General features: G+C 68.4%; 22 protein-coding genes. 10 read left to right on the top strand and 12 right to left on the bottom strand.

Going from position 1 to position 24,278, the window contains the following annotated elements:
- Positions 1–11: 11 nt before the first annotated feature.
- Positions 12–1,472 carry a PQQ-dependent sugar dehydrogenase gene (locus tag ACPV3N_RS08590; RefSeq protein ID WP_440116641.1) on the top strand — a complete coding sequence of 487 codons (1,461 nt, stop codon included), beginning with the start codon at positions 12–14 and terminating at the stop codon, positions 1,470–1,472.
- Positions 1,473–1,501: 29 nt separating this feature from the next.
- On the opposite strand, the gene ACPV3N_RS08585 is transcribed toward ACPV3N_RS08590, so the two are convergent.
- Together ACPV3N_RS08585 and ACPV3N_RS08580 are read right to left on the bottom strand one after the other, a co-directional pair.
- On the bottom strand, positions 1,502–2,320 hold the full coding sequence (locus ACPV3N_RS08585) for an ATP-binding protein (protein ID WP_440116639.1): 819 nt from the start codon (positions 2,318–2,320) through the stop codon (positions 1,502–1,504).
- Positions 2,317–4,089 (bottom strand): acyl-CoA dehydrogenase family protein, encoded by a 1,773-nt coding sequence (locus ACPV3N_RS08580; protein ID WP_440116637.1) that lies wholly within the window; start codon positions 4,087–4,089, stop codon positions 2,317–2,319. The genes ACPV3N_RS08585 and ACPV3N_RS08580 overlap by 4 nt, the downstream gene beginning before the upstream one ends.
- Positions 4,090–4,107: 18 nt before the next feature.
- Between ACPV3N_RS08580 and ACPV3N_RS08575 the strand changes: the two genes are divergently transcribed.
- The gene (locus ACPV3N_RS08575) at positions 4,108–5,052 is read left to right on the top strand and encodes an L-threonylcarbamoyladenylate synthase (RefSeq protein ID WP_440116635.1); all 945 of its coding nucleotides are present in this window, start codon (positions 4,108–4,110) and stop codon (positions 5,050–5,052) included.
- On the opposite strand, the gene ACPV3N_RS08570 is transcribed toward ACPV3N_RS08575, so the two are convergent.
- The 6 genes from ACPV3N_RS08570 to ACPV3N_RS08545 all read right to left on the bottom strand — a co-directional run bounded on the left by ACPV3N_RS08570 (position 5,049) and on the right by ACPV3N_RS08545 (position 10,335).
- Positions 5,049–5,384, bottom strand: coding sequence for a hypothetical protein (locus tag ACPV3N_RS08570; RefSeq protein WP_440116633.1), 336 nt, complete (start codon positions 5,382–5,384; stop codon positions 5,049–5,051). The two genes, ACPV3N_RS08575 and ACPV3N_RS08570, sit on opposite strands and share 4 nt — an antisense overlap.
- 58 nt (positions 5,385–5,442) lie before the next feature.
- Positions 5,443–6,264 carry a head GIN domain-containing protein gene (locus tag ACPV3N_RS08565; protein ID WP_440116631.1) on the bottom strand — a complete coding sequence of 274 codons (822 nt, stop codon included), beginning with the start codon at positions 6,262–6,264 and terminating at the stop codon, positions 5,443–5,445.
- Positions 6,265–6,394: 130 nt separating this feature from the next.
- Positions 6,395–6,928 (bottom strand): CarD family transcriptional regulator, encoded by a 534-nt coding sequence (locus ACPV3N_RS08560; protein WP_440116629.1) that lies wholly within the window; start codon positions 6,926–6,928, stop codon positions 6,395–6,397.
- A 272-nt stretch (positions 6,929–7,200) separates the two neighbouring features.
- Complete coding sequence (fdxA, locus tag ACPV3N_RS08555) at positions 7,201–7,539, bottom strand: ferredoxin FdxA (RefSeq protein ID WP_440116627.1); 339 nt, start codon at positions 7,537–7,539, stop codon at positions 7,201–7,203.
- Complete coding sequence (locus ACPV3N_RS08550; RefSeq protein WP_440116625.1) at positions 7,536–7,847, bottom strand: RNA-binding S4 domain-containing protein; 312 nt, start codon at positions 7,845–7,847, stop codon at positions 7,536–7,538. Before ACPV3N_RS08550 ends, fdxA begins: the two co-directional genes overlap by 4 nt.
- Before the next feature lie 7 nt (positions 7,848–7,854).
- Positions 7,855–10,335, bottom strand: coding sequence for a helicase-related protein (locus tag ACPV3N_RS08545; RefSeq protein WP_440117498.1), 2,481 nt, complete (start codon positions 10,333–10,335; stop codon positions 7,855–7,857).
- Between the two features lie 248 nt (positions 10,336–10,583).
- Here ACPV3N_RS08545 and ACPV3N_RS08540 point away from each other — a divergent pair, with 248 nt between their 5' ends.
- Genes ACPV3N_RS08540 through ACPV3N_RS08520 form a run of 5 tightly spaced genes read left to right on the top strand, consistent with a single transcriptional unit; the run spans position 10,584 to position 16,550 of the window.
- Complete coding sequence (locus tag ACPV3N_RS08540) at positions 10,584–12,161, top strand: peptidoglycan DD-metalloendopeptidase family protein (protein ID WP_440116623.1); 1,578 nt, start codon at positions 10,584–10,586, stop codon at positions 12,159–12,161.
- 43 nt (positions 12,162–12,204) lie between these two features.
- Positions 12,205–13,203 carry a porphobilinogen synthase gene (gene hemB / locus ACPV3N_RS08535; protein ID WP_440116621.1) on the top strand — a complete coding sequence of 333 codons (999 nt, stop codon included), beginning with the start codon at positions 12,205–12,207 and terminating at the stop codon, positions 13,201–13,203.
- On the top strand, positions 13,196–13,756 hold the full coding sequence (locus ACPV3N_RS08530) for a GNAT family N-acetyltransferase (protein WP_440116619.1): 561 nt from the start codon (positions 13,196–13,198) through the stop codon (positions 13,754–13,756). The genes hemB and ACPV3N_RS08530 overlap by 8 nt, the downstream gene beginning before the upstream one ends.
- Positions 13,753–15,954, top strand: a complete 2,202-nt coding sequence (locus ACPV3N_RS08525; RefSeq protein ID WP_440116617.1) for a spermidine synthase — start codon at positions 13,753–13,755, stop codon at positions 15,952–15,954. Before ACPV3N_RS08530 ends, ACPV3N_RS08525 begins: the two co-directional genes overlap by 4 nt.
- Positions 15,955–15,956: 2 nt before the next feature.
- The gene (locus ACPV3N_RS08520; RefSeq protein WP_440117496.1) at positions 15,957–16,550 is read left to right on the top strand and encodes a gamma carbonic anhydrase family protein; all 594 of its coding nucleotides are present in this window, start codon (positions 15,957–15,959) and stop codon (positions 16,548–16,550) included.
- A gap of 87 nt (positions 16,551–16,637) precedes the next feature.
- On the opposite strand, the gene ACPV3N_RS08515 is transcribed toward ACPV3N_RS08520, so the two are convergent.
- On the bottom strand, positions 16,638–18,230 hold the full coding sequence (locus ACPV3N_RS08515; protein WP_440116615.1) for a cisplatin damage response ATP-dependent DNA ligase: 1,593 nt from the start codon (positions 18,228–18,230) through the stop codon (positions 16,638–16,640).
- A gap of 81 nt (positions 18,231–18,311) precedes the next feature.
- On the opposite strand from ACPV3N_RS08515, the gene ACPV3N_RS08510 reads away from it, so the two are divergent.
- A complete protein-coding gene (locus ACPV3N_RS08510) occupies positions 18,312–18,650 on the top strand; it encodes a hypothetical protein (RefSeq protein WP_440116613.1) in 339 nt (112 codons plus the stop codon).
- Between the two features lies 1 nt (position 18,651).
- On the opposite strand, the gene ACPV3N_RS08505 is transcribed toward ACPV3N_RS08510, so the two are convergent.
- From ACPV3N_RS08505 to ACPV3N_RS08495, 3 genes are all read right to left on the bottom strand, one after another.
- On the bottom strand, positions 18,652–19,656 hold the full coding sequence (locus ACPV3N_RS08505; RefSeq protein ID WP_440116611.1) for a ligase-associated DNA damage response exonuclease: 1,005 nt from the start codon (positions 19,654–19,656) through the stop codon (positions 18,652–18,654).
- Positions 19,657–19,727: 71 nt separating this feature from the next.
- On the bottom strand, positions 19,728–22,115 hold the full coding sequence (clpA, locus tag ACPV3N_RS08500; protein ID WP_440116609.1) for an ATP-dependent Clp protease ATP-binding subunit ClpA: 2,388 nt from the start codon (positions 22,113–22,115) through the stop codon (positions 19,728–19,730).
- A gap of 155 nt (positions 22,116–22,270) precedes the next feature.
- A complete protein-coding gene (locus ACPV3N_RS08495) occupies positions 22,271–22,471 on the bottom strand; it encodes a DUF1192 family protein (protein WP_440116607.1) in 201 nt (66 codons plus the stop codon).
- A 137-nt stretch (positions 22,472–22,608) separates the two neighbouring features.
- Here ACPV3N_RS08495 and ACPV3N_RS08490 point away from each other — a divergent pair, with 137 nt between their 5' ends.
- Complete coding sequence (locus ACPV3N_RS08490) at positions 22,609–23,586, top strand: NAD(P)H-quinone oxidoreductase (protein ID WP_440117494.1); 978 nt, start codon at positions 22,609–22,611, stop codon at positions 23,584–23,586.
- Entirely contained in the window at positions 23,579–24,235 is a 657-nt protein-coding gene (locus tag ACPV3N_RS08485; RefSeq protein ID WP_440116605.1) for a glutathione S-transferase family protein, read from the top strand. The genes ACPV3N_RS08490 and ACPV3N_RS08485 overlap by 8 nt, the downstream gene beginning before the upstream one ends.
- Positions 24,236–24,278 lie beyond the last annotated feature (43 nt).

Here is a 24,278-nt window from a genome sequence, read left to right as displayed (position 1 = left end):
TTCCGGACGCCATGAGCACCGGCCGCAAGATCCTCGCCGGCTTCCTCGTCGCTGTCCTGTTGGCCATCGGCGTCGTCGCCTACCTCGTAACCCCCGACACCGCCCGCCAATCGGTCGAAGACCTCGCGGGTACCGATCCCGAACTCCTGAGGCCACGTTACGAGACGGTGCCGACGGTGGGGGTGGCCGACGCGGTCGGCTGGCCGGGCGGTGAAGTGCCCGTCGCGGCCGAGGGGCTTGCGGTGACCCGCTTCGCACAGGGTCTCGATCACCCGCGTACTATGTACGTCATGCCGAACGGCGATGTTCTCGTCGCGCTGACCAACCGGCCGCCGTCCAAGGGGCCAGGCGGGATCGAGGGCTGGATCATGAATCTCCTTTTCAAAAAGGCCGGCGCGGGCGGACCTTCGCGGAACGCGATCGCGCTGCTCAGGGACACCGATGGCGACGGCAGTGCCGACCAGCAATCCCTCCTGACCAACGACGCCCTCAGCTCCCCGTCGGGCATGGCCTACCGGAACGGCACGCTCTACGTCGCCAACCACGATGCGCTGCTTGCCTTCCCATACGAAGAGGGCGCTACGACGCTGGAGGGCACACCGAAGAAGTTGATGGACCTGCCGCCGGCGGGCAATCACTGGATGCGCAACATCGTGCTCTCGCCGGATGGCAAGCACGTCTACGTGGCGGTGGGTTCGGCTTCCAACGTGGGCGAGCGCGGGCTCGACGAGGAAATCGGCCGGGCGGCGATCTGGGACTACAACCTCGAGAACGGCCGTCAGCGGCAGTTCGCGAGCGGCTTGCGCAATCCCAACGGGCTCGCGTTCTCCCCATGGAGCGGGGAACTTTGGACCACCGTCAACGAACGCGACATGGTCGGGTCGGACCTCGTGCCCGATTATCTCACCAATGTGCCGATCGGCGCGCACTATGGCTGGCCGTGGGTCTGGTGGCGCAACAACTTCGACGACCGCGTCGACGAACCGACCCCCGACGGGTTCAATCCCGACTACGTGCGGATTCCCGAATACGCGCTGGGACCGCACGTTGCCGCGCTAGGACTGGCCTTTACCGGCAATGGCTCGACCCTTGGTGAGAAATACGCGTCCGGCGCCGTCATCGCCCGGCACGGTTCGTGGAACCGAAAGCCGAAGTCCGGCTACGACGTGGTCTACGTTCCGTTCGACAATCGCGGCAATCCCGTCGGCAAGCCCCAGCCGATCCTGACCGGGTTCCTTGCAGAGGAGGGCGACACGACGCGCGGCCGGCCGACCTGGGTTGCCTTTGCGAAAGACGGCGCGCTGCTGGTCACCGACGACACCGCGGGAATCGTGTGGCGGGTCGCCGCGCCGGGCGCGCGTCCGTCGCCGCCGATCGAGCGCCTCAGCGGCAACCGGCTGCCGCCGCAACGCGAACTGCGCGGTGGACGAGCGACATTCGACGAGGATTACGCGCGCGTGCCCGTTCCCTAGGGGCAGCGCGCTCTCGCGGCTCGATCGCGTCAGGTGGTCCGGCCGGCCCGTCCGGCAAGTTCGGTGACGTATTGCCACGCGGTTCGGCCCGATCGGGCGCCGCGGCGGCTGGCCCATTCGAGAGCCTCCTCGCGCTCCCAGGCGAGGCCGAGCGGGCCTGCGTACCCTGCCACGATTGCGAGGTAATCGTCCTGGCTCGCGGCGTGAAACCCGACCGACAGGCCGAACCGGTCGGCGAGGGCCTGAAGATCGTCGAGCGCATCGCGGGGATTGACCGGGTCGTCCTGCTCGCTGAGATGGCGCGGCACGATCGCACGGCGATTGCTGGTGACGGCAAGGCGGACGTTCGCAGGGCGGGCGTCGACCCCGCCTTCGAGCCACGAACGCAGGTGCCGTGGTCCTACGGTATCGCCGTCGGCGAACCCGAGGTCATCGAGATAGACGAGAAAGCCGCGCGGCTGGTCACGCAGCCCTGCAAACAGGTCGGGAAGCGATGCCATCGCGTCGGGGGCGACCTGAACGAGCGCTAGCCGGTCCGGGTCACTGGCCTGGACGGCGATGGTCGCCGCGCGCACCAGCGCGCTCTTGCCCATCCCGCGCGCGCCCCACAGCAGCATGTCGTGCGCCGCCGCGCCGCTGGCAAGCCGCGCGATGTTACACGCGACCGCCTCCTTCTGCCGTTCGATACCCTTGAGCTGGTCGAGCGCGGGTGCTTCGACCCGGCTCACCGGCCGCGCCGCGACGCCGGTCCAGACATACGCCGGGGCGCATTTCCAGTCGGTCGTTTTCGCCGTCTCCCCGACGAGGGCCTCGAGCGCCGCGGCAATTCGCTCGAGCGGGTCGGTCATCCGGCCAGCGCCTCCGCCGGGAGCGCATAGAGCAGGTCCGCGCCGCCGCGAGCCGACGCGGAAAGGCCGAGTGCCTCGGGCACGATGCGGGTCGCGAAAAAGCGCGCGGTGACCGGTTTCGTCGCGGCCAGCGCTGGCGCCGCGCCATCGGCGACCGCGCGCGCCTGGCGCGAAAGCTGCCAGCCGGCGACGGCCACCGCGCACATCGCCGTGAACGGGACACTGCCAGCGAGCCGGTCGTCGATCGAGGCTTCTTCGCGCATCCAGCGCGCGATCTCGCGGCAGGTCATTGCCAGGTCCGCCAGCGACCCGTCGGAATCGCGCTCCACGTCGGCGAGCAGCGCGTCGAGCGCCTCGCCGTTCTCGAGGCCGAGCTTGCGGGTGACGAGGTCGGCGGCCTGGATGCCGTTGGTCCCTTCGTAGATCGGCGCGATCCGCGCGTCGCGATAGTGTTGCGCCGCACCGGTTTCCTCGACGTAACCCATCCCGCCGTGAATCTGGACCCCGAGGCTTGCGATCTCGACGCCCGCGTCGGTGCCCCATGCCTTGAGCATCGGGACGAGGCATTCCGCGCGCGCGCCTGCCGCAGCATCACCCAGGGTGCCCCGGTCGACCTGGCCGGCGGTATAGTAGAGCAACGCGCGCACGCCTTCGGTGAGCGCCTTCATCCTGACCAGCATTCGGCGGACGTCCGGATGCTCGGCGATCGCGACCGGGGACCTGTCGGGCGAACCGGCGCGGGCCGACTGGACGCGGTCGGCCGCGTAGGCGAGGGCGGCCTGGGTCGCGCGCTCACCGATCTGGACGCCCTGGTTGCCGACGTTGATCCGCGCGTTGTTCATCATCGTGAACATCGCCATCAGGCCGCGGTTGGGCGCGCCGACGAGTTCGCCGATGCAGTCTCCGCTGTCGCCGTAGCTCATGACGCAGGTCGGCGAGGCATGGATGCCGAGCTTGTGCTCGAGGCTGACGCACTTCACGTCGTTGCGCGGGCCGAGGCTGCCGTCGGGCGTCACGAGGTACTTGGGGACGACGAACAGCGAGATGCCCCGGCTGCCCTCGGGCGCGTCCGGCAGGCGGGCCAGGACGAGGTGGATCACGTTGTCCGCAAGCTCGTGATCGCCCCAGGTTATGAAGATCTTGGTGCCGGCAATCCGGAACCTGCCGGTATGCTCGCCATCCTTGATCGGCGTGGCGGTCGTGCGCAATGCGCCAAGGTCGCTTCCCGCCTGCGGCTCGGTCAGGTTCATCGTGCCCGACCATTCGCCGCTGATCATCTTCGGCAGGTAAAGCGCCTTCTGTTCGTCCGAGCCGTGGTGCTCGAGCGCGTCGATCGCCCCGGTCGTGAGCATCGGCAGCAGGTTGAAGGCGAAGTTCGCGGTGCCAAGGTTTTCGAGCACGTTGCACCCCAATGCGAAGGGCAGCCCCTGACCGCCATAGTCGGCGGGGGCGGCGATCGCGTTCCAGCCCTGCTCGACATAGCGTCCGTATGCCTCGGCAAACCCGTCGGGCAGTCGGACGACGCCGTTCTCGAGCACCGCGCCCTCGAGGTCGCCGGTCCGGTTGAGCGGCGCCCATTCGCCCGCGGCGAACGCCCCGATCCCTTCGACGATCGCGGACACCATGTCGGGCTCGGCCGCGGCGAAGCGTTCGCTTCGTGCCAGTTCGCCGATACCGGCGCATACCTCGAGCGCAAGGAGCTGATCGGCGGTAGCGGGGCGGTACATGGTCGGGTTTCTCCGGATCGCGGGCTTGTCGGACGCCGCCATCGCTTATAGCGGCCGGGGATGAGCGACAAGCACGCTACGGAACGGCTGGCGGCAGGCGCGGGCGGAATCGCGCGGGCAGCGAGTCTGCTCGAATCGGGCGGCCTCGTGGCGCTGCCGACCGAGACGGTTTACGGTCTGGCAGGCCGCGCCGACCGGGCGGAGACGGTGGCGGCGATCTACCGCGCGAAAGGGCGGCCCGATTTCAATCCGCTCATCGTCCACGTGCCCGACGTCGCGGCGGCGCAGCGCCTTGCGCATCTCGATGACCGGGCACTGGCGCTGGCGGCGCGGTTCTGGCCCGGTCCGCTGACGATGGTCGTGCCGCTCGCAAAGGGTGCGCATGTCGCGGCGGCAGTGACGGCAGGGTTGCCGACGATAGCGCTTCGCTGTCCGGCGCATCCGCTCATGCGCGCTGTCCTTGAGGAAACCGGTCTTCCGCTCGCCGCACCCTCGGCCAATCGGAGCGGCGCGGTCAGCCCGACGACCGCCGCCCACGTCGCCGCTTCGCTCGACGGGCGGATCGAGGCTGTGCTCGACGGAGGGCCGGCTGCCAATGGCCTTGAATCGACGATCGTCGCGCTTCGCGAAGAAGGCGGCTGGCAGTTGCTCCGCGAAGGACCCATCGCCGGGGAGGAACTGGCCCGGTTGCTCGGTCCGGCGACCCCGGTGACCGAAACGCGGATCGAGGCACCCGGGCAACTTGCGCAGCACTATTCGCCGGGAAAGCCGGTGCGTCTCGGCGTGCGCGTCGCGCAGGATGATGAATTTCACCTCGGCTTCGCGGCCGTGAGGGGCGACTGGTCGCTGTCGCCATCGGGCGATCTCGCCGAGGCGGCGGCGCGCCTTTACGACGGGCTGCACCGTGCTGCGGCGTCAGAAAGGCCGCGCGTGGCTGTCGCACCGGTGCCCGACGAAGGGCTGGGCCGGGCGATCAACGACAGGCTGCGCCGCGCGGCGAGCTAGTTCGGATCGTCGGTTTCGGCGGGCACCTGCGGCATCAGGGTCTGCATCTCGGCGTTGACCTGCGCGGCCTCGTTGCAGGCGCGCCGGTCGCCTTCGATGCACTTCTTCTCCAGCTTTTCGCGCTGGCGACCCAGCTGACCCAGGCGCTCCTCGCGCTTGCGGATCTCGCGTCCCCGCTTCTCGTCGGCTTCGGATTGACTGGTGGTGGCAAGATCGACCGCCTTGGACGCTACGCGCACCGGTGCCGTCGCGACGTCGAACGCAGTCTTGGCGAGGCATCCGGACAGACCGAATGCCGCGATTGGAAGAAGGAACAGGGTTGGGCCGCGCATCGTGCAATCCTTTCGATACGCGGCCCTAGGCACCCGGGTGTTGCGGTCCGATGAACTTCTATGGAGCGTCCGGAACCCTGGGGGGCGTCGGCGTCTCCGGTGACGGGGGGGCGGGCGGGGGCGCGTCGGAAGACGCGGCCTGGCTGCTGCCGGGATTGCACCGCAGGGTGCCCGAGCCCATCGACTTGATCGTGCAGGTGGCGGACCCGGTTACGGTCACGTCACCCGACCCCATCACGGTTGCTTTCACCTGTCCGTTCGAGGCGAACGACGATTTGCCCGATCCAGCGATGGTGATGTCGGCAGTCTGCACTTCGAGATCGGCCATGTCCGCATTGCCCGAGCCCGCCACGGTAAGGTCGAGCTTCTCGACCCTGCCGGCCGCGCTGTAGCTGCCCGACCCGGCGATGGTAACGTCGAGCTGTGACGACGAGACCGAACGCGTGCGCGCAGTGCCGCTTCCCGCGATCGTCACTTCCGACTTGCCGGCGAGCGATGTCGCATCGACCGTCCCTGAGCCCGCAAGGGTGAGTTTTTCGAGCCTCGGCATGGTAACGGTTACGGTCGCCCTGGCGTCGATGTCGGCGGTATCCTTCTTCCGCAGGATGCCCAGCGCCTCGTCGTCGAGGGTGAAGCGCAGCGCCGAGACCGCCTCGGGATCGCCGGCAACGTCGATCTCGAGCGCGGCGCCCTCCTTCACAAGGACCGTGTCGGGGCCGGCAAGCACGAGCGCCGTCGGGGCCTTGCCGGAGGTATCGAGTTCCCCGAGCGGCACGCCCTTGTCGCCGTTGATCGAGATGGTACCGTCGCAGCCACTCGCGCCGAAGGCGGCGGCCAGGGCGACAACGGGAGCTATCCCCCGCAGGAGCCGGTGCAACATGATCTGCTTCCTCCTCGCTGGTTGCGTGTTGCCGATATAATACAGCAAGCATCCCGGGGCAACCGCACGAACAGAAAGGGCCGCCCTTGCGGACGGCCCTTCATCGGCGCGAGACGACGCTTGGTCGAAATCAGGCCTCTTCGGTATTCTCGTAATACTGCGGAGCGTGTTCGCGCAGGACCTCGAGGATCTTGCCGAGTGCGGTCGGCTCGTCGGTCTTTTCCATCGCGGCAAGTTCGCGGGCGAGACGGCTCGAGGCAGCCTCGAAGATCTGGCGCTCGGAATAGGACTGTTCGGGCTGGTCTTCCGGGCGGAACAGGTCGCGGGTAACCTCGGCGATCGAGACAAGGTCGCCGGAGTTGATCTTCGCCTCGTATTCCTGCGCGCGGCGCGACCACATGGTCCGCTTGACCTTGGGCTTGCCCTTCAAGGTCTCCATGGCTTCCTTGAGCGTCTTGTCGCTCGACAGCTTGCGCATGCCGATCGATTCGACCTTGTTGACCGGCACGCGGAGCGTCATCCGCTCCTTCTCGAAGCGGAGAACGTAGAGGTCGAGCTTCATGCCGGCGATTTCCTCGCTCTGCAGCTCGATCACACGACCCACGCCGTGCTTGGGATAGACCACGTAATCGCCGACGTCGAAGGCGGGGGCCTGGCTAGCCATCAATAATCCTTTCGTGCGGGCGCGAGCCGGTGCGATCGGACAGACTTTCCTCAGGCCGGGCCCCGGTGAAAACGAGGGCGCGGTCCGGATAATCCTGTCGTATCGCTAAAGTGCTGGCGCCTTTCTGACCGTTCGCTTCGCCGCCGGGAATCGCTCACCGGCGGGCTTGTTGGATTATATAGCAAGGATGCAACAAAATTTCCACCCTGAGCTTACGCGGGCGTAAGGAAGGCTCGACGGGATGCCACGGGCGCGCGGTCGGCGCGCGCCGCTCAGTCGCCCTCGCCGGGCTCGGGCGTGAAGTATTTCTCGAACTTGCCTTCCTCGCCCTTGTGCTCGTCGGCGTCGGCCGGCGGTTCCTTCTGGCTCGTGATGTTCGGCCATTCGGCGGAGAACTTGGTGTTGAGTTCGAGCCATTTCTCGAGTCCGTCCTCGGTGTCGGGCAGGATCGCCTCGGCCGGACATTCCGGCTCGCAAACGCCGCAATCGATGCATTCGGACGGGTTGATGACGAGCATCGTCTCGCCTTCGTAGAAGCAGTCGACCGGGCAGACCTCGACGCAGTCGGTGTATTTGCATTTTATGCAGGCGTCGGTGACGACGTAGGTCATTGCGGGTGGCCCCTCTCAGGCGGTTGGTCCTCGCCCGCTGCTATGCCGCGAAGGGGGTGCGGGTCAAGCACGCGGTAGCAGGCGCGCGCTTCGGCGGGAGGACCGCGCCGAAGAGGAATTGAAGCGAGCTCGATCACCCGGACTCCGCCGGGCAGGGGTATCGTCAGCGTGTCGCCGATCGCGACGTCCTGGCTGGCGCGGACGACCCGTGCGCCGTTGCGCCGGACGTGTCCCGCCTCGACAAGTTCCTGTGCAAGGCTGCGGCTCCTGGTCAGCCGGAGCCGCCACAGCAGCTTGTCGATCCTCATGCAGGCCTCACAGCGACAGGTCCGCCAGCGCCGCGAAGGCGCTGCCTTCCCGGGGGCTTGGCCGCTGTGGCGGGGGTTCGCGGCGAGACGGACGCCAGGTCCAGCGATCGGGCGAGGGAGGCCCGAACGCACCGCCATTCAAGCGGCGGCCGCGCTGGACCCTGAACCCTGCCGCGCCGAGGAGGCGGGCCCAGCTCTCGGCCTTCAGTCCGGTCGAGACCGCCAGCGCGGGATCGAGCGCGAATTGACGGGCCTGCGCGCGAACCCGCGCATCGTGCGCCGTGCGGACCAGCTTGTCGGCGATATCGACGCGAACGGCCTGGGCGCCGGCTGGGCGGTATCCGGCCGGAAGACCGCGCGACGATGGAAGGACCGGTGGCATCTGCGCAGCGAGAGGCCGGCGATCGATCCCGGCCGCATGCAGGGCTTCGCGCGCGGCGGGCCTCAAGAGAGCTGGCGCGAACACGTCGAGCGCCCCGAATACGACGCCAAGACGCCGCAGGAACGGGCGCACTTCGCGCGGCAGGTGCTGGATGCCCGTCCGCTCGCGCGGGGCCGCGCCGTGTCCGGCGACCAGTGCAAGGAGCAGCGCGCGCGCCTCGCTCCCGGCTGCCGGGTCGCGGGTCGCCGCCTCGAGCCGCGCAAGCGGGGCGAGCGGCGCGAGGCGCGATTCGAGCCAGCCCTCGATCGCGGTGACGAGCGCGGCGCGATCGCCTTCCGCGAGCGGGGCAAGCTCGCGCGATGGCTTCAGTTTGATGCCTCCCGCGCCACCCGAAGTTTCAAGGCGCGCGACCTCGCGTCCGTGCCACCGCACGGATCCGCGGACGAGCTCCAGACCCGTGCTGTCTCCGGCGAGCGCGTTCGCGCGCGCAGCCAGCAATCGGGGCAGCGCCTTTTCCGCCGCGGCGAGCAGCATGCGGCGGTCGGCATGCCCGGCGAGCGGATCGACAACGAACCGGAATCCCTCGAGATGTCCGATGGCCTCGCCCTCGACCGTCACGATGTCATCGTCCTCGAGGGCGACAGGCAGGAGAGCGGGGTCGGTGCCCAGGCTCTTCATGAGGATCGCAGTCCTGCGGTTGACGAACCGCTCGGTCAGCCGCGCATGGAGCGCGTCGCTCAGACGCGCCTCGACCGCCCGTGCCCGGGCGGCCATCTCGTCTCGCGCGAGCACCCAGTCGGGCCGCTGGGCGATGTAGGCCCAGCTGCGAATCGCCGCGATGCGCCCCTGCAGGGTGTCGATGTCGCCCTGCGGCCGGTCGAGTTCGGCGATGCGCGCGGCGACGTAATCGGCGCCGAGATGTCCCTTGCCCAGGTCCTGCCACAGCCGCGCAACGAACCGGGCATGGGTGTCCGCGCCGCTCTGGCGGAAATCGGGAAGCGAACAGGCCTCCCACAGCCGGCGCACCTGTCCGGCGCCGCGCACCTCGGCTGCGAGCGGTTCCGTGGCCAGGCGCTTGAGCACGGCAAGATCGACCGCCTCGGGCGCACGGACGAGGCCCGGCTCGGCCGGCGGCGCCTCCAGATCGGCGATGAGGGCGGCGAGGCTGTCGAAGCGCGGTTCGGCCTCGCGCCAGTAGAGCGCGGGGACCGGCGCAAAGCGGTGTTCCTCGATCGCGTAGACTTCCTCGTCGGTGAACTCGGGCGCCTGTCCGCCTGTACCGGCCAGCGCACCGAAACTGCCGTCGGTCTGGTGCCGCCCGGCCCGCCCGGCGATCTGCGCCATCTCGGCCGGGGTCAAACGCCGCTGCCGCACCCCGTCGAACTTCGAAAGTCCGGCAAACGCGACGTGCCGCACGTCGAGGTTGAGGCCCATTCCGATGGCATCGGTGGCAACGATGTAGTCGACCTCGCCCGACTGGAACAGCGCAACCTGCCGGTTGCGGGTATCGGGCGACAGGCCGCCCATCACCACCGCTGCCCCGCCGCGGAACCGGCGCAGCATTTCCGCCACGGCGTAGACCTGCTCGGTCGAGAACGCGACCACCGCGCTGCGCGGGGGCAGCCGGCTGAGCTTGGCGGTACCGGTGTACGTAAGGGTGGAGAAGCGGGGCCGGGTGACGATTTCCGCTGCGGGGACCAGCGAGCGGACGATCGGCTCGAGGGTCGATGACCCCAACAGCATCGTTTCCTCACGCCCGCGCGCGTTGAGCAATCGGTCGGTGAAGACGTGCCCGCGCTCGCGGTCCGCGCCCAACTGCGCCTCGTCGAGCGCGACGAACGCGTGGCCGCCGCCGAGCCGCGGCATCGCCTCGGCCGTGCAGCAGAAATAGCGCGCGTCCCGAGGCTCGATGCGCTCCTCGCCCGTGATCAGCGCGACCGCGTTCTCGCCCTTGATCGCGACCACGCGATCGTAGACCTCGCGCGCGAGCAGTCGGAGCGGGAACCCTATCGCACCCGAGGAATGCCCGCACATCCGCTCGATCGCGAGATGGGTCTTGCCGGTATTTGTCGGCCCGAGGACCGCCTTGATCGTCACGCCGTTCAATGTGGCATCGCCCGCGCGCGCTGCCAACCTTTCGCCGTCCGCATCCCACAGCCCGTCTCAGCCGGGACTCGGGTCGTCGGATTTTAGCGCGACATTAACTTCAATCGGGCAGGAAAGTCGGGCACGGGACCCGTCGGGTCCGGGTCGCACGGGAAACGGGATTTTCCAACGCGCGACCCGCTTGTTTGGAGGGCGCGTTGTTCCAACCGCGCGATATTGAGGCGTCGGGGCACGGTCCCGCGGACGGCATGCCGGGCTGGCGTGCCGCGACGCTGACGCACGCCCAGATCGAGCAGGAGCGCGAACCCGCCGTGCTGCGCCGGGTGCGCGGGGTGGCCGAACGATGGGACGCATTGCGCTGGCGCGCGGAAGAACGGTTGGCACGCGTCGACCTCGCGCCGGACCTGGCCGAGGGAATCGGCAGCCGCCGCTGGTTTCGCGGGTTGGGCACGTTCATCGGCCTTGCCACGTTCAGCCTCGCCTTCTGGCCGGGCTTTGCTCCGCTCGAGGCAGCGCCCGCGACCCGGGTGGACGATGCGGTCCGCGACGAGTTTCGCAGTCAGATGATCACGCCGTTGGCACTGGGCGCCGACAGCGGCCGCCAGATGTCCGCAACCGCGAGCGTGGTTCCGCTCAGGTCCGCGCCGGAACGCCCGTCGATCGAACTCGTGGCCACGCTGGCCGGCGGAGACAGCTTTGCCCGCATGCTCCAGCGCGCCGGCATCGGCGGCGCCGACCTTGCGCGGGTGTCGTCGCTGGTCGCGCAGGCCATCCCGCTCGACGAGATCGAGCCGGGAACGAAGATCGACATCACGCTGGGGCGCCGGACCGAGCCCGGGGCTGCGCGCCCGCTCGACGCGCTCGAATTCCGCGCCCGCTTCGACCTTGCGCTGGCAATCGAGCGCGGCGATGACGGGGGCCTCGCACTCGAGCGCAGACCGATACGGGTCGACAATACTCCGCTCCGCATCCGTGGCCTTGCCGGCGAGAGCCTGTACCGCTCGATGAGGGCGGCCGGCGCGCCGGCCAGCGCGGTACAGCAATACCTGAAGGCGCTGGGCGACCAGGTCGACCTCGATGAGGGTGTGCGCCCGACCGACACGTTCGACATGATCCTGTCGTACAAGCGCGCCGCGACCGGCGAACGGCAGGCCGGCCCGCTGCTCTACGCCGGGATCGAGCGCGGCGGCAAACCGCGCGCCCAGCTGATGCGCTGGGGAAGCGACGGGCGGTTCTACGAAGCCTCGGGCGCGGGAGAGCAGCGCAGCGGGCTGCTGGCGCCGGTTTCCGGTCGGGTGACCTCGGGCTTCGGCATGCGCCGTCATCCGATCCTCGGCTACAACCGCCGCCACGCGGGGATGGACTTCAAGGCCAGCTATGGCCAGCCGATCGTCGCGGTCACCGACGGCCGGGTAGTGTCCGCCGGTCGCGCGGGTGGTTGCGGAAACGCGGTCCGCCTCGCGCACGCCGGCGGCATCCAGACGCGCTATTGCCACATGAGCCGCATGGCGGTGAACGCAGGGCAGAGCGTGCGGCGCGGCCAGGTCATCGGCTATGTCGGTTCGACCGGCCTCTCGACCGGGGCGCACCTCCACTACGAGATGTACCGCGGCGGCGTGGCGGTGAATCCCGCCAGCGTGGCCTTCGTCACGCGGGCGCTTCTCTCCGGCGAGAACCTGCGGAGGTTTCGCGAGGTCCTCGCCCAGCTCAAGACCGTCGAAGCCGGCGCCGCGCTCGCCGACCTCGCGCCCACCGGCGCGGAAACCGCCCCCGACGAGCCAGCGCGCGAGATCGACCGGGTCGAGGCGGCGAGGACCGTCCTCTGACCGCGATTGCGCCCGGCCGCGCATTGCGGCAACAGCGCAGACGATGACTTCCGCCGCCTACCCCAACCTGCGCCTTCGCCGCACCCGGGCCAGCGACTGGAGCCGGGCGCTGCACCGCGAGACCGTGCTCACGCCGGCAGACCTCGTCTGGCCGCTGTTCGTCACCGGCGGGACGAACGTAGAGGAGCCGGTCGGCAGCCTGCCGGGCGTCTCGCGTTGGTCGGTCGACGGGATCGTGCAGAGGGCGAAGGAGGCGAGGCGCCTCGGCATTCCCTGCATCGCGCTGTTTCCCAACACACAGGCTGAGCGGCGCAGCGACGACGGGGCCGAAGCGCTCAACCCCGACAACCTGATGTGCCGGGCGATTCGCGCGGTGAAGGACGCCTGCGGGTCGGACCTCGGCGTGCTGACCGACGTCGCGCTCGACCCCTACACCAGTCACGGTCAGGACGGACTGCTCGACGATGCAGGCTACGTGGTCAACGACGATACCGTTGCGGTCCTCGTCGACCAGGCGCTTAACCAGGCCGAGGCGGGGGCCGACGTGATCGCACCGTCGGACATGATGGACGGGCGGGTCCGCGCGATCCGGATGGCGCTCGAGATGAACGGCCGGCCCAACGTGCAGATCATGGCCTATGCCGCAAAGTACGCGAGCGCGTTCTACGGCCCGTTTCGCGATGCGGTGGGCTCGGGCGGACTGCTCAAGGGCGACAAGAAATCCTACCAGATGGACCCGGCCAATGCCGAGGAAGCGCTGCGCGAAGTCGCGCTCGATATTGCCGAGGGCGCCGACAGCGTGATGGTGAAACCCGGCCTGCCCTATCTCGACATCGTCCGGCGGGTGAAGGAGCGATTCGAGGTGCCGGTGTTCGCCTACCAGGTCAGCGGCGAATACGCGATGATCGAGGCCGCCGCCGCCGCCGGCGCGGGCGACCGCGACGCGCTGGTGCTCGAGACCTTGACGGCTTTCAGGCGCGCGGGGTGCAGCGGGGTGCTGACCTACCACGCGGCCCACGCCGCCCGGCTGCTGAATGGCTGACGGGGTCCGCATCGAAACCGACCGGCTGGTCCTGCGCGACTGGCGCGAAGGCGATGCGGAGCGTTTCTTCGCCGGAACCAACACGCCCGCGGTTATGCGCTGGCTGGGCGGCGTGATGGACGAGGAGGGCCGGCAGGCGCTGCTCGACAGGGTATCGGCGTGCCGGGCGCGCAACGGGTTCTGCTTCTGGATCGTCGAACGAAAGTCCGACGGCGAGGTGCTTGGTTTCTGCGGCCTCAAGCGCGCCGATGCCCCTGGCTCGTCGGTCGCGGGCCAGTTCGAAGTGGGCTGGCGCCTGCGCGAGGATGCCTGGGGACGCGGATATGCCAGGGAGGCCGCGAGCGCGGCGCTCGATGCCGCGTTCGATCGCTTTGGCGCCGACGAGGTGGTCGCGCTCACGGTTGACGGAAACGAGGCGAGCTGGGGATTGATGAAGCGGCTGGGGATGCGCCGGCGCGAAGACCTCGATTACGTCGATCCGCGCTTCGAACCGCCGCTCCGCGATACGATCGTCTACTCGATTGCCAGAAGCGACCGGACGGAGACCGAATGACCCGAAATCCGCGGACGCTCTTCGTCGCCACGATCCTGCTCGGCAGTTTCCTCCTCTTCCTCGTCCAGCCGATGGTGGCGCGGATGGCGCTGCCGCGCCTCGGGGGCGCGCCGAACGTGTGGAACAGCGCGATGCTGGTGTACCAGGCGCTGCTGCTGGGCGGTTATGCCTATGCCCATGCGCTGGGGCGGGTATCCCTGCGGCGGCAGGCGATTATCCATGTCGCCGTGCTAGTGCTCGCCGCGTTGACTCTGCCCATCGCACTGGCCGATCTCCCACCCGCCGCGCCCGGTTCGGAGGTGGTGTGGGTGCCGCTGCTGTTCTTGGCGACGATCGGACCGCTGTTCTTTGCCGTGTCGGCACAGGCGCCGCTGATGCAGCGGTGGTACGCCGCCCAGCCCGGAGCGGGCGATCCCTACCCTCTTTACGCAGCCAGCAACCTCGGCAGCTTCGCCGGGCTGATCGCCTATCCGCTGCTGGCCGAACCGTTGCTGCCGATCGCCGTCCAGAGCACGGTGTGGGCGGCCGGCTACGCGGGCCTCGTCGTGCTGGTGATCGTGGCGGGCCGCCGCCTGCCGCACGCGAACGGCGGACGGGTCGCTGTGGCCGAGGAGGCGCCCGCCAGCCCGGAGACGATCGGATGGCGGCGGATCGCGCTGTGGATCGCCCTTGCGGCGGTGCCTTCGGGACTGATGCTGTCGACGACGACCTTCCTCACCACGGATATCGTCGCGATGCCGCTGCTGTGGGTCATTCCGCTCGGCCTTTACCTGCTCTCGTTCTCGATCGCGTTCGCCGAGCGGCGCGCGGTCGCCGATGCGTTCGCGCGCCATGCCGCGGCGCTAGTCATGGTGCTCGGGTCGATCACTATCCTGGTCTCCGCCAATGGCTCGATGCCGGCGGCGATAACCAGCATCGCCCTGTTGCTCGTCGTCGCCGTCGCCCTGCACGGCCGCCTCTACGAAAGCCGGCCGTCGCCGGCGCGGCTGACCCTGTTCTACCTCGTCATGTCAGCGGGCGGGGTGCTCGGCGGGGCGATTACCGCGCTGTTCGCGCCACTCCTGTTCGACTGGACCTGGGAGCATCCGCTGCTGATCGTCGCGGCGGCACTGCTCGTCCCGCTGCCCGCCTACTCGCGCTGGACCGGACGCTTCGGGTGGTCGGACGAGCGGTCCCGCATCGTCATGGCCATTGCACTTGCCGCAGCGATCCTCGCGGTGAGCTTTCTCGCCAACGCTGTCGCCGCGAATCCTCGCTCGCCGATCCTGGTGCAGGTCCTTCTCGCCGCAGTGGTGGTGCTGGCGTTGCTGGTCGTCCGCTGGCGCGCGGCCTTTGCCGGCATTCTCGCTCTGTCGATGCTCGCGCTCGGGGGAATGGATTCGCTGCGCACCACGATAGCCGGCGATCGCAGCCGCAGCTATTTCGGCATCTACACCGTGCGCGATTTCGACAACGGACTGCGCACGCTGGCCCACGGCACCACCCTGCACGGCACGCAGAAACAGGCGGCGGGGCGCGAGCTCGATCCGACCAGCTACTACGGGCGTTCTGCGGGTGTGGGTCTCGTTCTCGGCGCGGGCGAGGGGCTGCTCGGGCGCAATGCCAAGGTCGGGATCGTCGGGCTCGGGGTGGGAACGCTCGCCTGCTACAAACGGCCGGGCCAGACCTGGACCTTCTACGAGATCGATCCGGCGGTCCTCGACTATTCGCGCGACGGCCGCTTCACCTTCATCGATCGCTGCGCGCCCGACGCGCGCATGGTGATCGGCGACGCGCGTCTGGAACTCGCCGCCGCGCCAGCGGGCACCTACGATGTCCTGGCGATCGACGCGTTCTCGTCGGACGCGGTGCCGCTGCATCTGCTGACCGACGAGGCGTTCAAGGTGTACCTGCGCACGCTGGCGCGTGACGGGCTGCTGCTGTTCCATATCTCGAACCGCTACATCGACCTTGCCCCCGCTCTCGAGGCGGCGGCGCGCGCCAATGGGCTGTCGGCGATCCTGCGCCGCGACGTCGGCGTGAAGCCACCATTGGCCCCTTCGGTCTGGATCGCCATGGCGCGCGACCCGCAACGGCTCGAGCGCGTCCGGGAGGTGACAGGGGCCGAATGGTCCGCGCTGCCGCGGGAAGACCGGGCGGTCTGGACCGATGACTACGCGTCGATCCTGTCCGACCTCAACTGGAGCAAGTTCCTGTGACCATCACCCGACCCGGCGTGACCATCATCCCGATCCACGGCAGGTCGCCCCGTATCCACGACACCGCGTTCGTCGCGCCCGGCTGCGCGATCATCGGCGACGTCACCATCGGCGCGGGTTCCAGCATCTGGTACAATTGCGTGCTGCGGGCGGATGTAAGCCGGATCGTTATCGGCGAGCGGACGAACGTGCAGGACGGCAGCGTGCTCCACTGCGATCCCGAGCGGCCGGGCGATCCGGACGGCAGCCCCCTGATCATCGGCGACGACGTGCTGATCGGCCACATGGCGATGGTTCACGGATGCCGGATCGAGAATCGCGGCTTCGTGGGCCTGGGCGCGATCGCGATGAACAAGGCGGTCATCGGCACGGACGCGATGCTCGCCGCCGGGGCAATGCTCACCGAAGGCAAGGTGATGGGCGCGCGCGAGCTGTGGGGCGGGCGCCCGGCGCGCAAGATGCGCGATCTCGACGACATGGCGGTCACCGGGATGCGGATGGGCGTGGCCCACTATGCCGAGAACGCGAAGCATCACGCTTTGGCGGTGGCGGGAGCGCTTGGACCCCACCCCGACGACGGCCGTACTCAGGGCTGACCTCGGTCCTCGGAAACCGGGCGTGAGTGCCGTGCTCCGTTGCCGAACTGTTGCGCGGCGCGACTTCGTGCGGGGAGATCCGGCCGGTCAGTCCTGCACCAGCGCGCGCAGGCTCTCGATCCGGTCGGCCTCGTGCACGGGTTTGTCCCACCGGATGCGGTGAATGCGCGGGAACCGCATGGCGAGGCCGGACTTGTGGCGCTTGCTCTCATGCACCGAATCGAAGGCGACCTCGAACACCAGGCTTCTGTCGGTTTCGCGCACGGGTCCGAAGCGGTTGACCGTGTGTGTGCGCACGTGGCGGTCGATCTTCTTCAGTTCCTCATCGGTGAAGCCCGAGTACGCCTTGCCGACCGGTAGCAGTTCGGCACCCTTGTCGGGATCGCCGTCCCAGCAGCCGAACGTATAATCGCTGTAGAAGCTCGATCGCTTTCCGCTTCCACGCTGGGCATACATAAGCACGCAGTCGATGAGCAGCGGATCGCGTTTCCACTTGTACCACAGCCCTGTCCTGCGCCCCGCGATGTAGGGGGAATCGCGGCGCTTGAGCATGAGGCCCTCGATCGCCTCGTCGCGCGCGCCCTCGCGGATACTTCCGAGCTGATCGAAGTCGATCGCCTCCACCACCTGGCTGAGGTCAAAATGGCTCTCCGGCAGCCGGTCCATCAGCCGCTCGAGCACCGCGCGGCGATCCGACCACGGCCGCTCGCGCAGGTCCTCCCCCTCGAGGATCAGCACGTCGTACAGGCGCACGAACGCCGGATACTCGGCGAGCATCTTCCTTGCGACGGTCTTGCGCCCCAGCCGCTGCTGGAGCGCGTTGAAGCTCGCCGCGCCGCCCACTTCGCCGCCCTGGGTCGCGCCGCGCACGAGCAGTTCGCCATCGAGCACGGCATCGACCGGCAACACGTCGAGCAGCTCGGGAAAGGTGGCCGAGATGTCGTCGCCCCCGCGCGAATAGAGCCGGCCTTCGCCGCCCATCCGCACGAGCTGGACCCGGATGCCGTCCCACTTCCACTCGGCGACATAATCGGCGAGGTCGACCACCGTGTCCTCGAGCGGGTGTGCGAGCATGAAGGGGCGGAACGTCGGCAGGTTGGCAGTGTCCGGCGGCGGCGCGCCATCCGCGGCCCACGCGAACAGCGGCGCATAGGGCGGGGCAAGCCCGTGCCAGTGCTCCTCGACCTCCTCGACCGGTACGTCGAAGGCCTGCGCAAACGCGACTTTGGCGAGCCTGCTCGACACGCCGATCCGCATTGCCCCGGTCGCAAGCTTGAGCAGCGCGTAGCGGCCCGACGCGTCGAGCCGGTCCATGAGGACGGGGAGATCAGTCAGGACCGACTTGCGTGTCATCTTCGACAGCAGTTCTACCGTTTCGGACACGCTGGGTGGATCGGGGTGCGCGGCGGGCTGAGGCCAGAGGAGGCTGGCGGTTTCCGCGGTGTCGCCGACGAAATCGCGGCTGAGCGTCCACAGCACGGGGTCGATCCGCTCCATCAGCAGCGTGCGGATCGCCGACGACTTGACGGCAGGAAAATCGAGCCCGTCGGTCAGCGCGGCCAGCGCCCACCCGCGATCGGGATCGGGCGTCTCGCGCAGGTACTCGGCGATGAGCCGCAGCTTCTCGTTGCGGCTGCGGGTGTAGACCAGCGCGTCGATCAGGGCGGCGAGCTCTTCCATCTAGGCGGGGTTCAGCTTCGCGGCTACAAGGCGCGCGGGCGCGGCCGGAAGACCGCCGCGCGGACAGAGGAAACCGCACGAATGAACAAGCTTGTGTTCGCCGCGATCGCGATGATCGCCGCTCCGGCCGCCGCGCAGACCGCGACCGCCACCGACCACTCGATGCACGGCGATCACGCGGGCCATGCCGGTCACGCGGCGGCGACGGCGAAGTTTACCCTCGACACGCCGATTGCCGCGATCGCAGCCGACGAGAAGGGCAAGGCGATCCTCGATGCCAACCTTCCCGGCCTGACCACCCACGAGCATTTCGAGCACATCAAGGGGATGAGCCTCAACCAGCTTGCTCCCATGGCCGGCGATCGCCTGCCCGCCGAGGCGCTGGCCAAGCTCAAGGCCGATTTCGAAGCGCTGAACTAGGTCAGTCATCCTCGTCCTCGTAGCCGACGAGGGCGAGCGCGCGCGCCCTGCGCTGGTGCAACTGGTGCCAGCGCAGGAGCGCTTCCTCCCGGCCGTGCGTTATCCAGGTCTCGGCGGGGTTCACTTCCTCGACCGTGCGGGTGAGTTCGCCCCAGTCGGCATGGTCCGAAATCACCAGCGGCAGCTCCACGTTGCGCTGCCGGGCGCGCTGGCGCACGCGCATCCAGCCCGATGCCATTGCGGTGATCGGATCGGGCAGGCGCCGGCTCCAGCGATCGTTGAGCGCGCTCGGCGGGCAGACGATCACGTGCCCCCGCATGTCGTCCTTCGAGGCTCCGCTCACCAGCCTGAGTTCTCCCAGGTCGACCCCGAATTCCTCGTAGAGCCGGCACATCTTCTCGAGTGCGCCGTGCAGGTAGATCGGCGCGTGGTGCCCCGCGGCGCGCAACTCAGCGATAACCCGCTGCGCCTTGCCGAGCGCATAGGCACCGACCAGCACGCAGCGGTCGGGATGCGCGGCGAGGCGGCCCAGCAGCTTGGCCATCTCGTCCGCGATCGGCGGGTGGGTGAACAGCGGCAGGCCGAAAGTCGCCTCGGTGACGAAGATGTCGCACGGCGTAACCTCGAACGGCGGGCAGGTAGGGTCAGGTCGCCGCTTGTAGTCGCCGGTGACCACCACCCGCTCGCCCGCGTGCTCGAGCAGGATCTGCGCGCTGCCCAGCACGTGGCCCGCCGGCACGTAGGTCGCGCTGACGCCGCCCTTCAGCCGGATCGTCTCGCCATAGGCCACCGGGGTGGCGCCGTCGCGGGTTTGGTAGCGCAGGTCCATGATGGCCAGCGTCTCGGGTGTCGCGACCGTGACGCCGTGACCGCCGCGGGCGTGGTCCGCATGACCGTGTGTGACCAGCGCGTGGGGAACCGCGCGCGAGGGGTCGATCCACGTGTCGGCGGGGACGACATGGATGCCAAACGGTTCGGGCCGGATCCAAGCGAAGTCGCGCGCCATCGTGTCGATTCAAGCGAAAGGGGCGCGAAGCGTTCCCGCTCCGCGCCCCCTGTCCCAGCAAGACCGTCCTCTCAGGACTTGCCTTCGCCCTTTTCCCTGGTGCCTTGCGCATCGGCGCCCGGCTTTTTCGCGGGTGCCTTTTTCGCTGCCGCCTTCTTCTTGCGGGCGGGGCGTGCCTTGGGCGGAGCGGGGGTAAGCTCGAAGGCCGGCTGGCCGTCCTTGAGGCTCACGTGGACCTCTCCTCCGCTGGCGAGCTTGCCGAACAGCAGCTCCTCGGCGAGCGGTTGCTTGATCTTCTCCTGGATCAGGCGAGCCATCGGCCGGGCGCCGTAGAGCTTGTCATAGCCCTTGTCGGCGAGCCAGCCGCGCGCGTCCGAGTCGAACTGGATGTGCACGTTCTGCTCGGCGAGCTGGAGCTCGAGCTGGAGGATGAACTTGTCGACCACGCGGGCGACCGTCTCGCGTCCGAGGTAGGTGAACGGGACGATCGCATCGAGCCGGTTGCGGAATTCCGGGGTGAACATCTTCTTCACCGCATCTTCCTGCGCGTCCTCCTTCGACACGTCGCCGAAGCCGATTCCCTGGCGCGCCATGTCGCTCGCGCCCGCGTTGGTCGTCATGATGAGCACGACGTTGCGGAAATCGACCGTCTTGCCGTGATGGTCGGTCAGGCGGCCGTTATCCATCACCTGCAGGAGGATGTTGAACAGGTCGGGGTGCGCCTTTTCGATCTCGTCGAGCAGCAGGACGCAGTGCGGCTGCTGGTCGATCGCGTCGGTAAGCAGGCCGCCCTGGTCGTATCCGACATAGCCCGGAGGCGCGCCGATCAAACGGCTGACGCTGTGCCGCTCCATGTACTCCGACATGTCGAAGCGCTGGAGTGGGATGCCCATGATGCTGGCGAGCTGGCGCGCGACCTCGGTCTTGCCAACGCCGGTTGGGCCGGAAAACAGGAACGAGCCGATCGGCTTGTCGGGGTCACGTAGCCCGGCGCGGCTGAGTTTCATCGCGGTCGACAGTTTCTTCACCGCGACGTCCTGTCCGTAGACGACCTGCTTCAGGTCGCGCTCGAGGTGCTCGAGCGCCTTCTTGTCGTCGCTCGAGACGGACTTGGGCGGGATGCGGGCCATCGTTGCGATGACCGCCTCGATCTCGCGCGCGGTGATCTTCTTCTTGCGGCGGCTCGGCGGCACCAGCATCTGCATCGCGCCGACCTCGTCGATCACGTCGATCGCCTTGTCGGGCAGCTTGCGGTCGTTGATGTAGCGGGCCGACAGCTCGACCGCGGTCTTGATCGCATCGGGCGTGTACTTGACCTGGTGGTGCTCCTCGAACGCGCTGCGCAGGCCCTTCAGGATCTTGACCGTGTCCTCGACCGTCGGTTCGTTGACGTCGATCTTCTGGAATCGCCGCAACAGCGCGCGATCCTTCTCGAAGTGGTTGCGGAACTCCTTGTAGGTGGTCGAACCGATGCAGCGGATCGTCCCCCCGCTCAGCGCGGGCTTGAGGAGGTTCGAGGCATCCATCGCCCCGCCGCTCGTCGCGCCGGCGCCGATGACGGTGTGGATCTCGTCGATGAACAGCACCGCCTCGGGCATCTTTTCCAGTTCATTGACGACCTGCTTCAGCCGCTCCTCGAAATCGCCGCGATAGCGCGTGCCGGCAAGCAGCGCGCCCATGTCGAGCGAGTAGATCACCGCATCCTCGAGGACTTCGGGCACCTCGCCCTCGACGATCTTGCGCGCGAGGCCTTCGGCGATGGCGGTCTTGCCGACGCCGGGATCCCCCACGTAGAGCGGGTTGTTCTTGCTGCGACGGCAGAGAATCTGGATCGTGCGGTCGACCTCCGGCCCGCGGCCGATCAGCGGGTCGACCTTGCCGCTTTTGGCCTTCTCGTTGAGGTTGACCGTGAACTGGTCGAGCGCGGACTGGTCCTTGCCGCCCTTCGCGTCGCCCTTGGCTTCCTGCTGGCCCTCGCTCTCGCTCGCACCCTGCGGGGCCTTCGATTCGAGCTGCTTGCCGCCCTTGCCGATGCCGTGGCTGATGTAGCTTACCGCATCCAGCCGGCTCATGTCCTGCTGCTGGAGAAAATAGACCGCGTAGCTGTCGCGCTCGGAGAACAGCGCGACGAGCACGTTTGCGCCCGTAACGGTATCCTTGCCGCTCGACTGCACGTGGAGGATCGCGCGCTGGATCACCCGCTGGAACCCGGCGGTCGGTTGCGGATCGGCCTCTTCGGGCGTTTCCAGCTTCTGGTATTCCTCGTCGAGGTAGCGCCGCACCACTTCGCCCAGCTCGCTGAGGTCGACCCCGCAGGCGAGCATGACTTGCGCCGCGTCCTCGTCGTCGATCAGCGCGAGCAGCAGGTGCTCGAGCGTCGCGTACTCGTGTCGCCGCTCGGCCGCGCCCGCGAGCGCGCCGTGGAGGGTCTTTTCGAGGTTCTGGGCGAAACTGGGCATTCAGGTGTCTTTCGTGGTGACGGGGACGCTCCCCCCGTTTCGGAAGTATGGGCGATGATGGTTAACGCCGCTTTTACACCCGACGGGTCGGGTGAAGTGTCGGGAAACATGCACCGATATAGGGGGCGGCCCGGCGAATGCGAGGGCCGCCCGGCTCACGATCCGGGCTTTCCGAACAGCGCATCGGCCGCGCTGCGATGCGCGGCCGCCTTGAGCCGGTGACTTTCCACCCGCGCGATCTCGCGCTCGAGCAGCGAGATGCGTTCGCTCAGTTCTTCCTGCGAATAGGGACCCAGGTCCTCCGTCGCGAGGAGGCTGGCGGCATCGCCCTTGGGTCTGGGACGGTCGTCGTCCATCGGAAGGAATCATCGCAAGGCCAGACGCTTGCTGTCAATGGCCCGCGCCGCTAGGTGCGCGAGGCGCCTGGCGCGCTGTCGCAAACCGGCAACAGGGGGCTGTTTTGCCAAAGGTCATTCCCGCAACGATGACCGCCATGGGCTACGACGCGCCCGGCGGCGCCGACGTGTTTCGCCCCGAAGAGCTGCCAACGCCCGAACCGGGTGCGGGGCAGGTGCTTGTCAGGGTCGCCTTTGCCGGGGTGAACCGGCCCGACGTGATCCAGCGCCAGGGTTTCTATCCGCCACCGCCAGGAGCCTCGCCAATCCCCGGACTGGAAGTGTCGGGTACCATTGTCGCAATCGGCAAGGGCGTCGAGCCCGAGATGCTCAACCAGCCGGTTTGCGCGCTGGTCTCGGGGGGCGGCTACGCCGAGTACTGCCTCGCCGATGCGCGGCATTGCCTCGCCGTGCCGGACGATCTGCCGATGGACCAGGCGGCGGCGCTCCCCGAAACGCTGTTCACGGTGTGGCACAACGTGTTCGAGCGCGCCTACGCCAGCGAAGGGGAGGCGCTGCTCGTACACGGCGGGACGAGCGGGATCGGGACGATGACGATCATGCTCGCCAAGGCGTTCGGACTGACCGTGATCGCGACCGCGGGCAGCGAGGACAAGTGCGCCGCCTGCCGCCAGCTCGGGGCAGATCTCGCGATCAACTACAGAGACCAGGACTTCGTCGAGGAGGTCCAGGCGTTCACCGCGAGCAAGGGGGTCGACGTCGTACTCGACATGGTGTCGGGCGATTACGTCGCGCGCAACCTCCAGTGCCTCGCCGAGGATGGGCGGCACGTGACGATCGCAGTTCTGGGCGGGCTCAAGGCGACGATCGACATGGCGCTCGTCATGCGCAAACGGTTGACGCTGACCGGATCGACCCTGCGCCCGCGGTCGGACGAGTTCAAGGCACTGCTCGCCGACGAAATCGCCGATGTCGCCTGGCCTCTCGTGCTCGACGGCACGGTCCGGCCGGTGATGGACCGCACGTTCCCGCTCGCCGAGGTGGCCGCCGCGCACCGGCGGATGGAAGGTGGGGACCATATCGGCAAGATCGTGCTACAAGTGGCGGGTGACTGACGATCCGCCTCCCCAGCTGACCCTCCACGAGGATCCCCGCAGCGGGAACTGCTACAAGATCAAGCTGACCGCCGCGCTGCTCGGCACGCCGCTGGCGGTCCGCGAATACGACATCATGCGGGGCGAAACCCGTACTCCCGAGTTTCTCGCCGCGGTCAACGCCAACGGGCGGATTCCGGTCCTGCAGATCGGCGCCGAGGGTGAGGGCGCACGGTTCCTGCCCGAATCGAACGCGGCATGCTGGTACCTTGCGGAAGGCAGCGCGCTGATACCCGAAGAACGCTTCGAACGGGCCGACATGCTGCGCTGGATGTTCTTCGAGCAATACAGTCACGAGCCGAACATCGCGACGCTCCGCTTCTGGCTGGCGTTCGTGGGCGAGGCGCACCTGTCCGAGCAGCAGCGGGCGATGATTCCCGCCAAGCGGATGGCTGGCGAGGACGCGCTGGCGCTGATGGACAGGCATCTGGCGACGCGGGAGTGGTTCGTCGGCGGCGCGATCAGCCTCGCCGACATTGCACTCTACGCCTACACTCACGTCGCCGAAGCGGGCTGTTTCCGCCTGCACGACCGGCCGAACGTGTGCCGCTGGATCGAGCGGGTGGCGGCGGTTCGAGGCTATGTTCCGATGAGCCGGCCGGGCGGCTGACGCCCGCCGTCCCGCGGGCCGCGACCGGCCGCGAAACCGTCGC

The organism is Tsuneonella sediminis, from assembly GCF_051912845.1.
GTDB classification, from domain to species: Bacteria; Pseudomonadota; Alphaproteobacteria; order Sphingomonadales; family Sphingomonadaceae; genus Tsuneonella; species Tsuneonella sediminis.
Note: the sequence above shows the minus strand (reverse complement) of the source record. Positions and strands in the feature narration are given on the sequence as shown.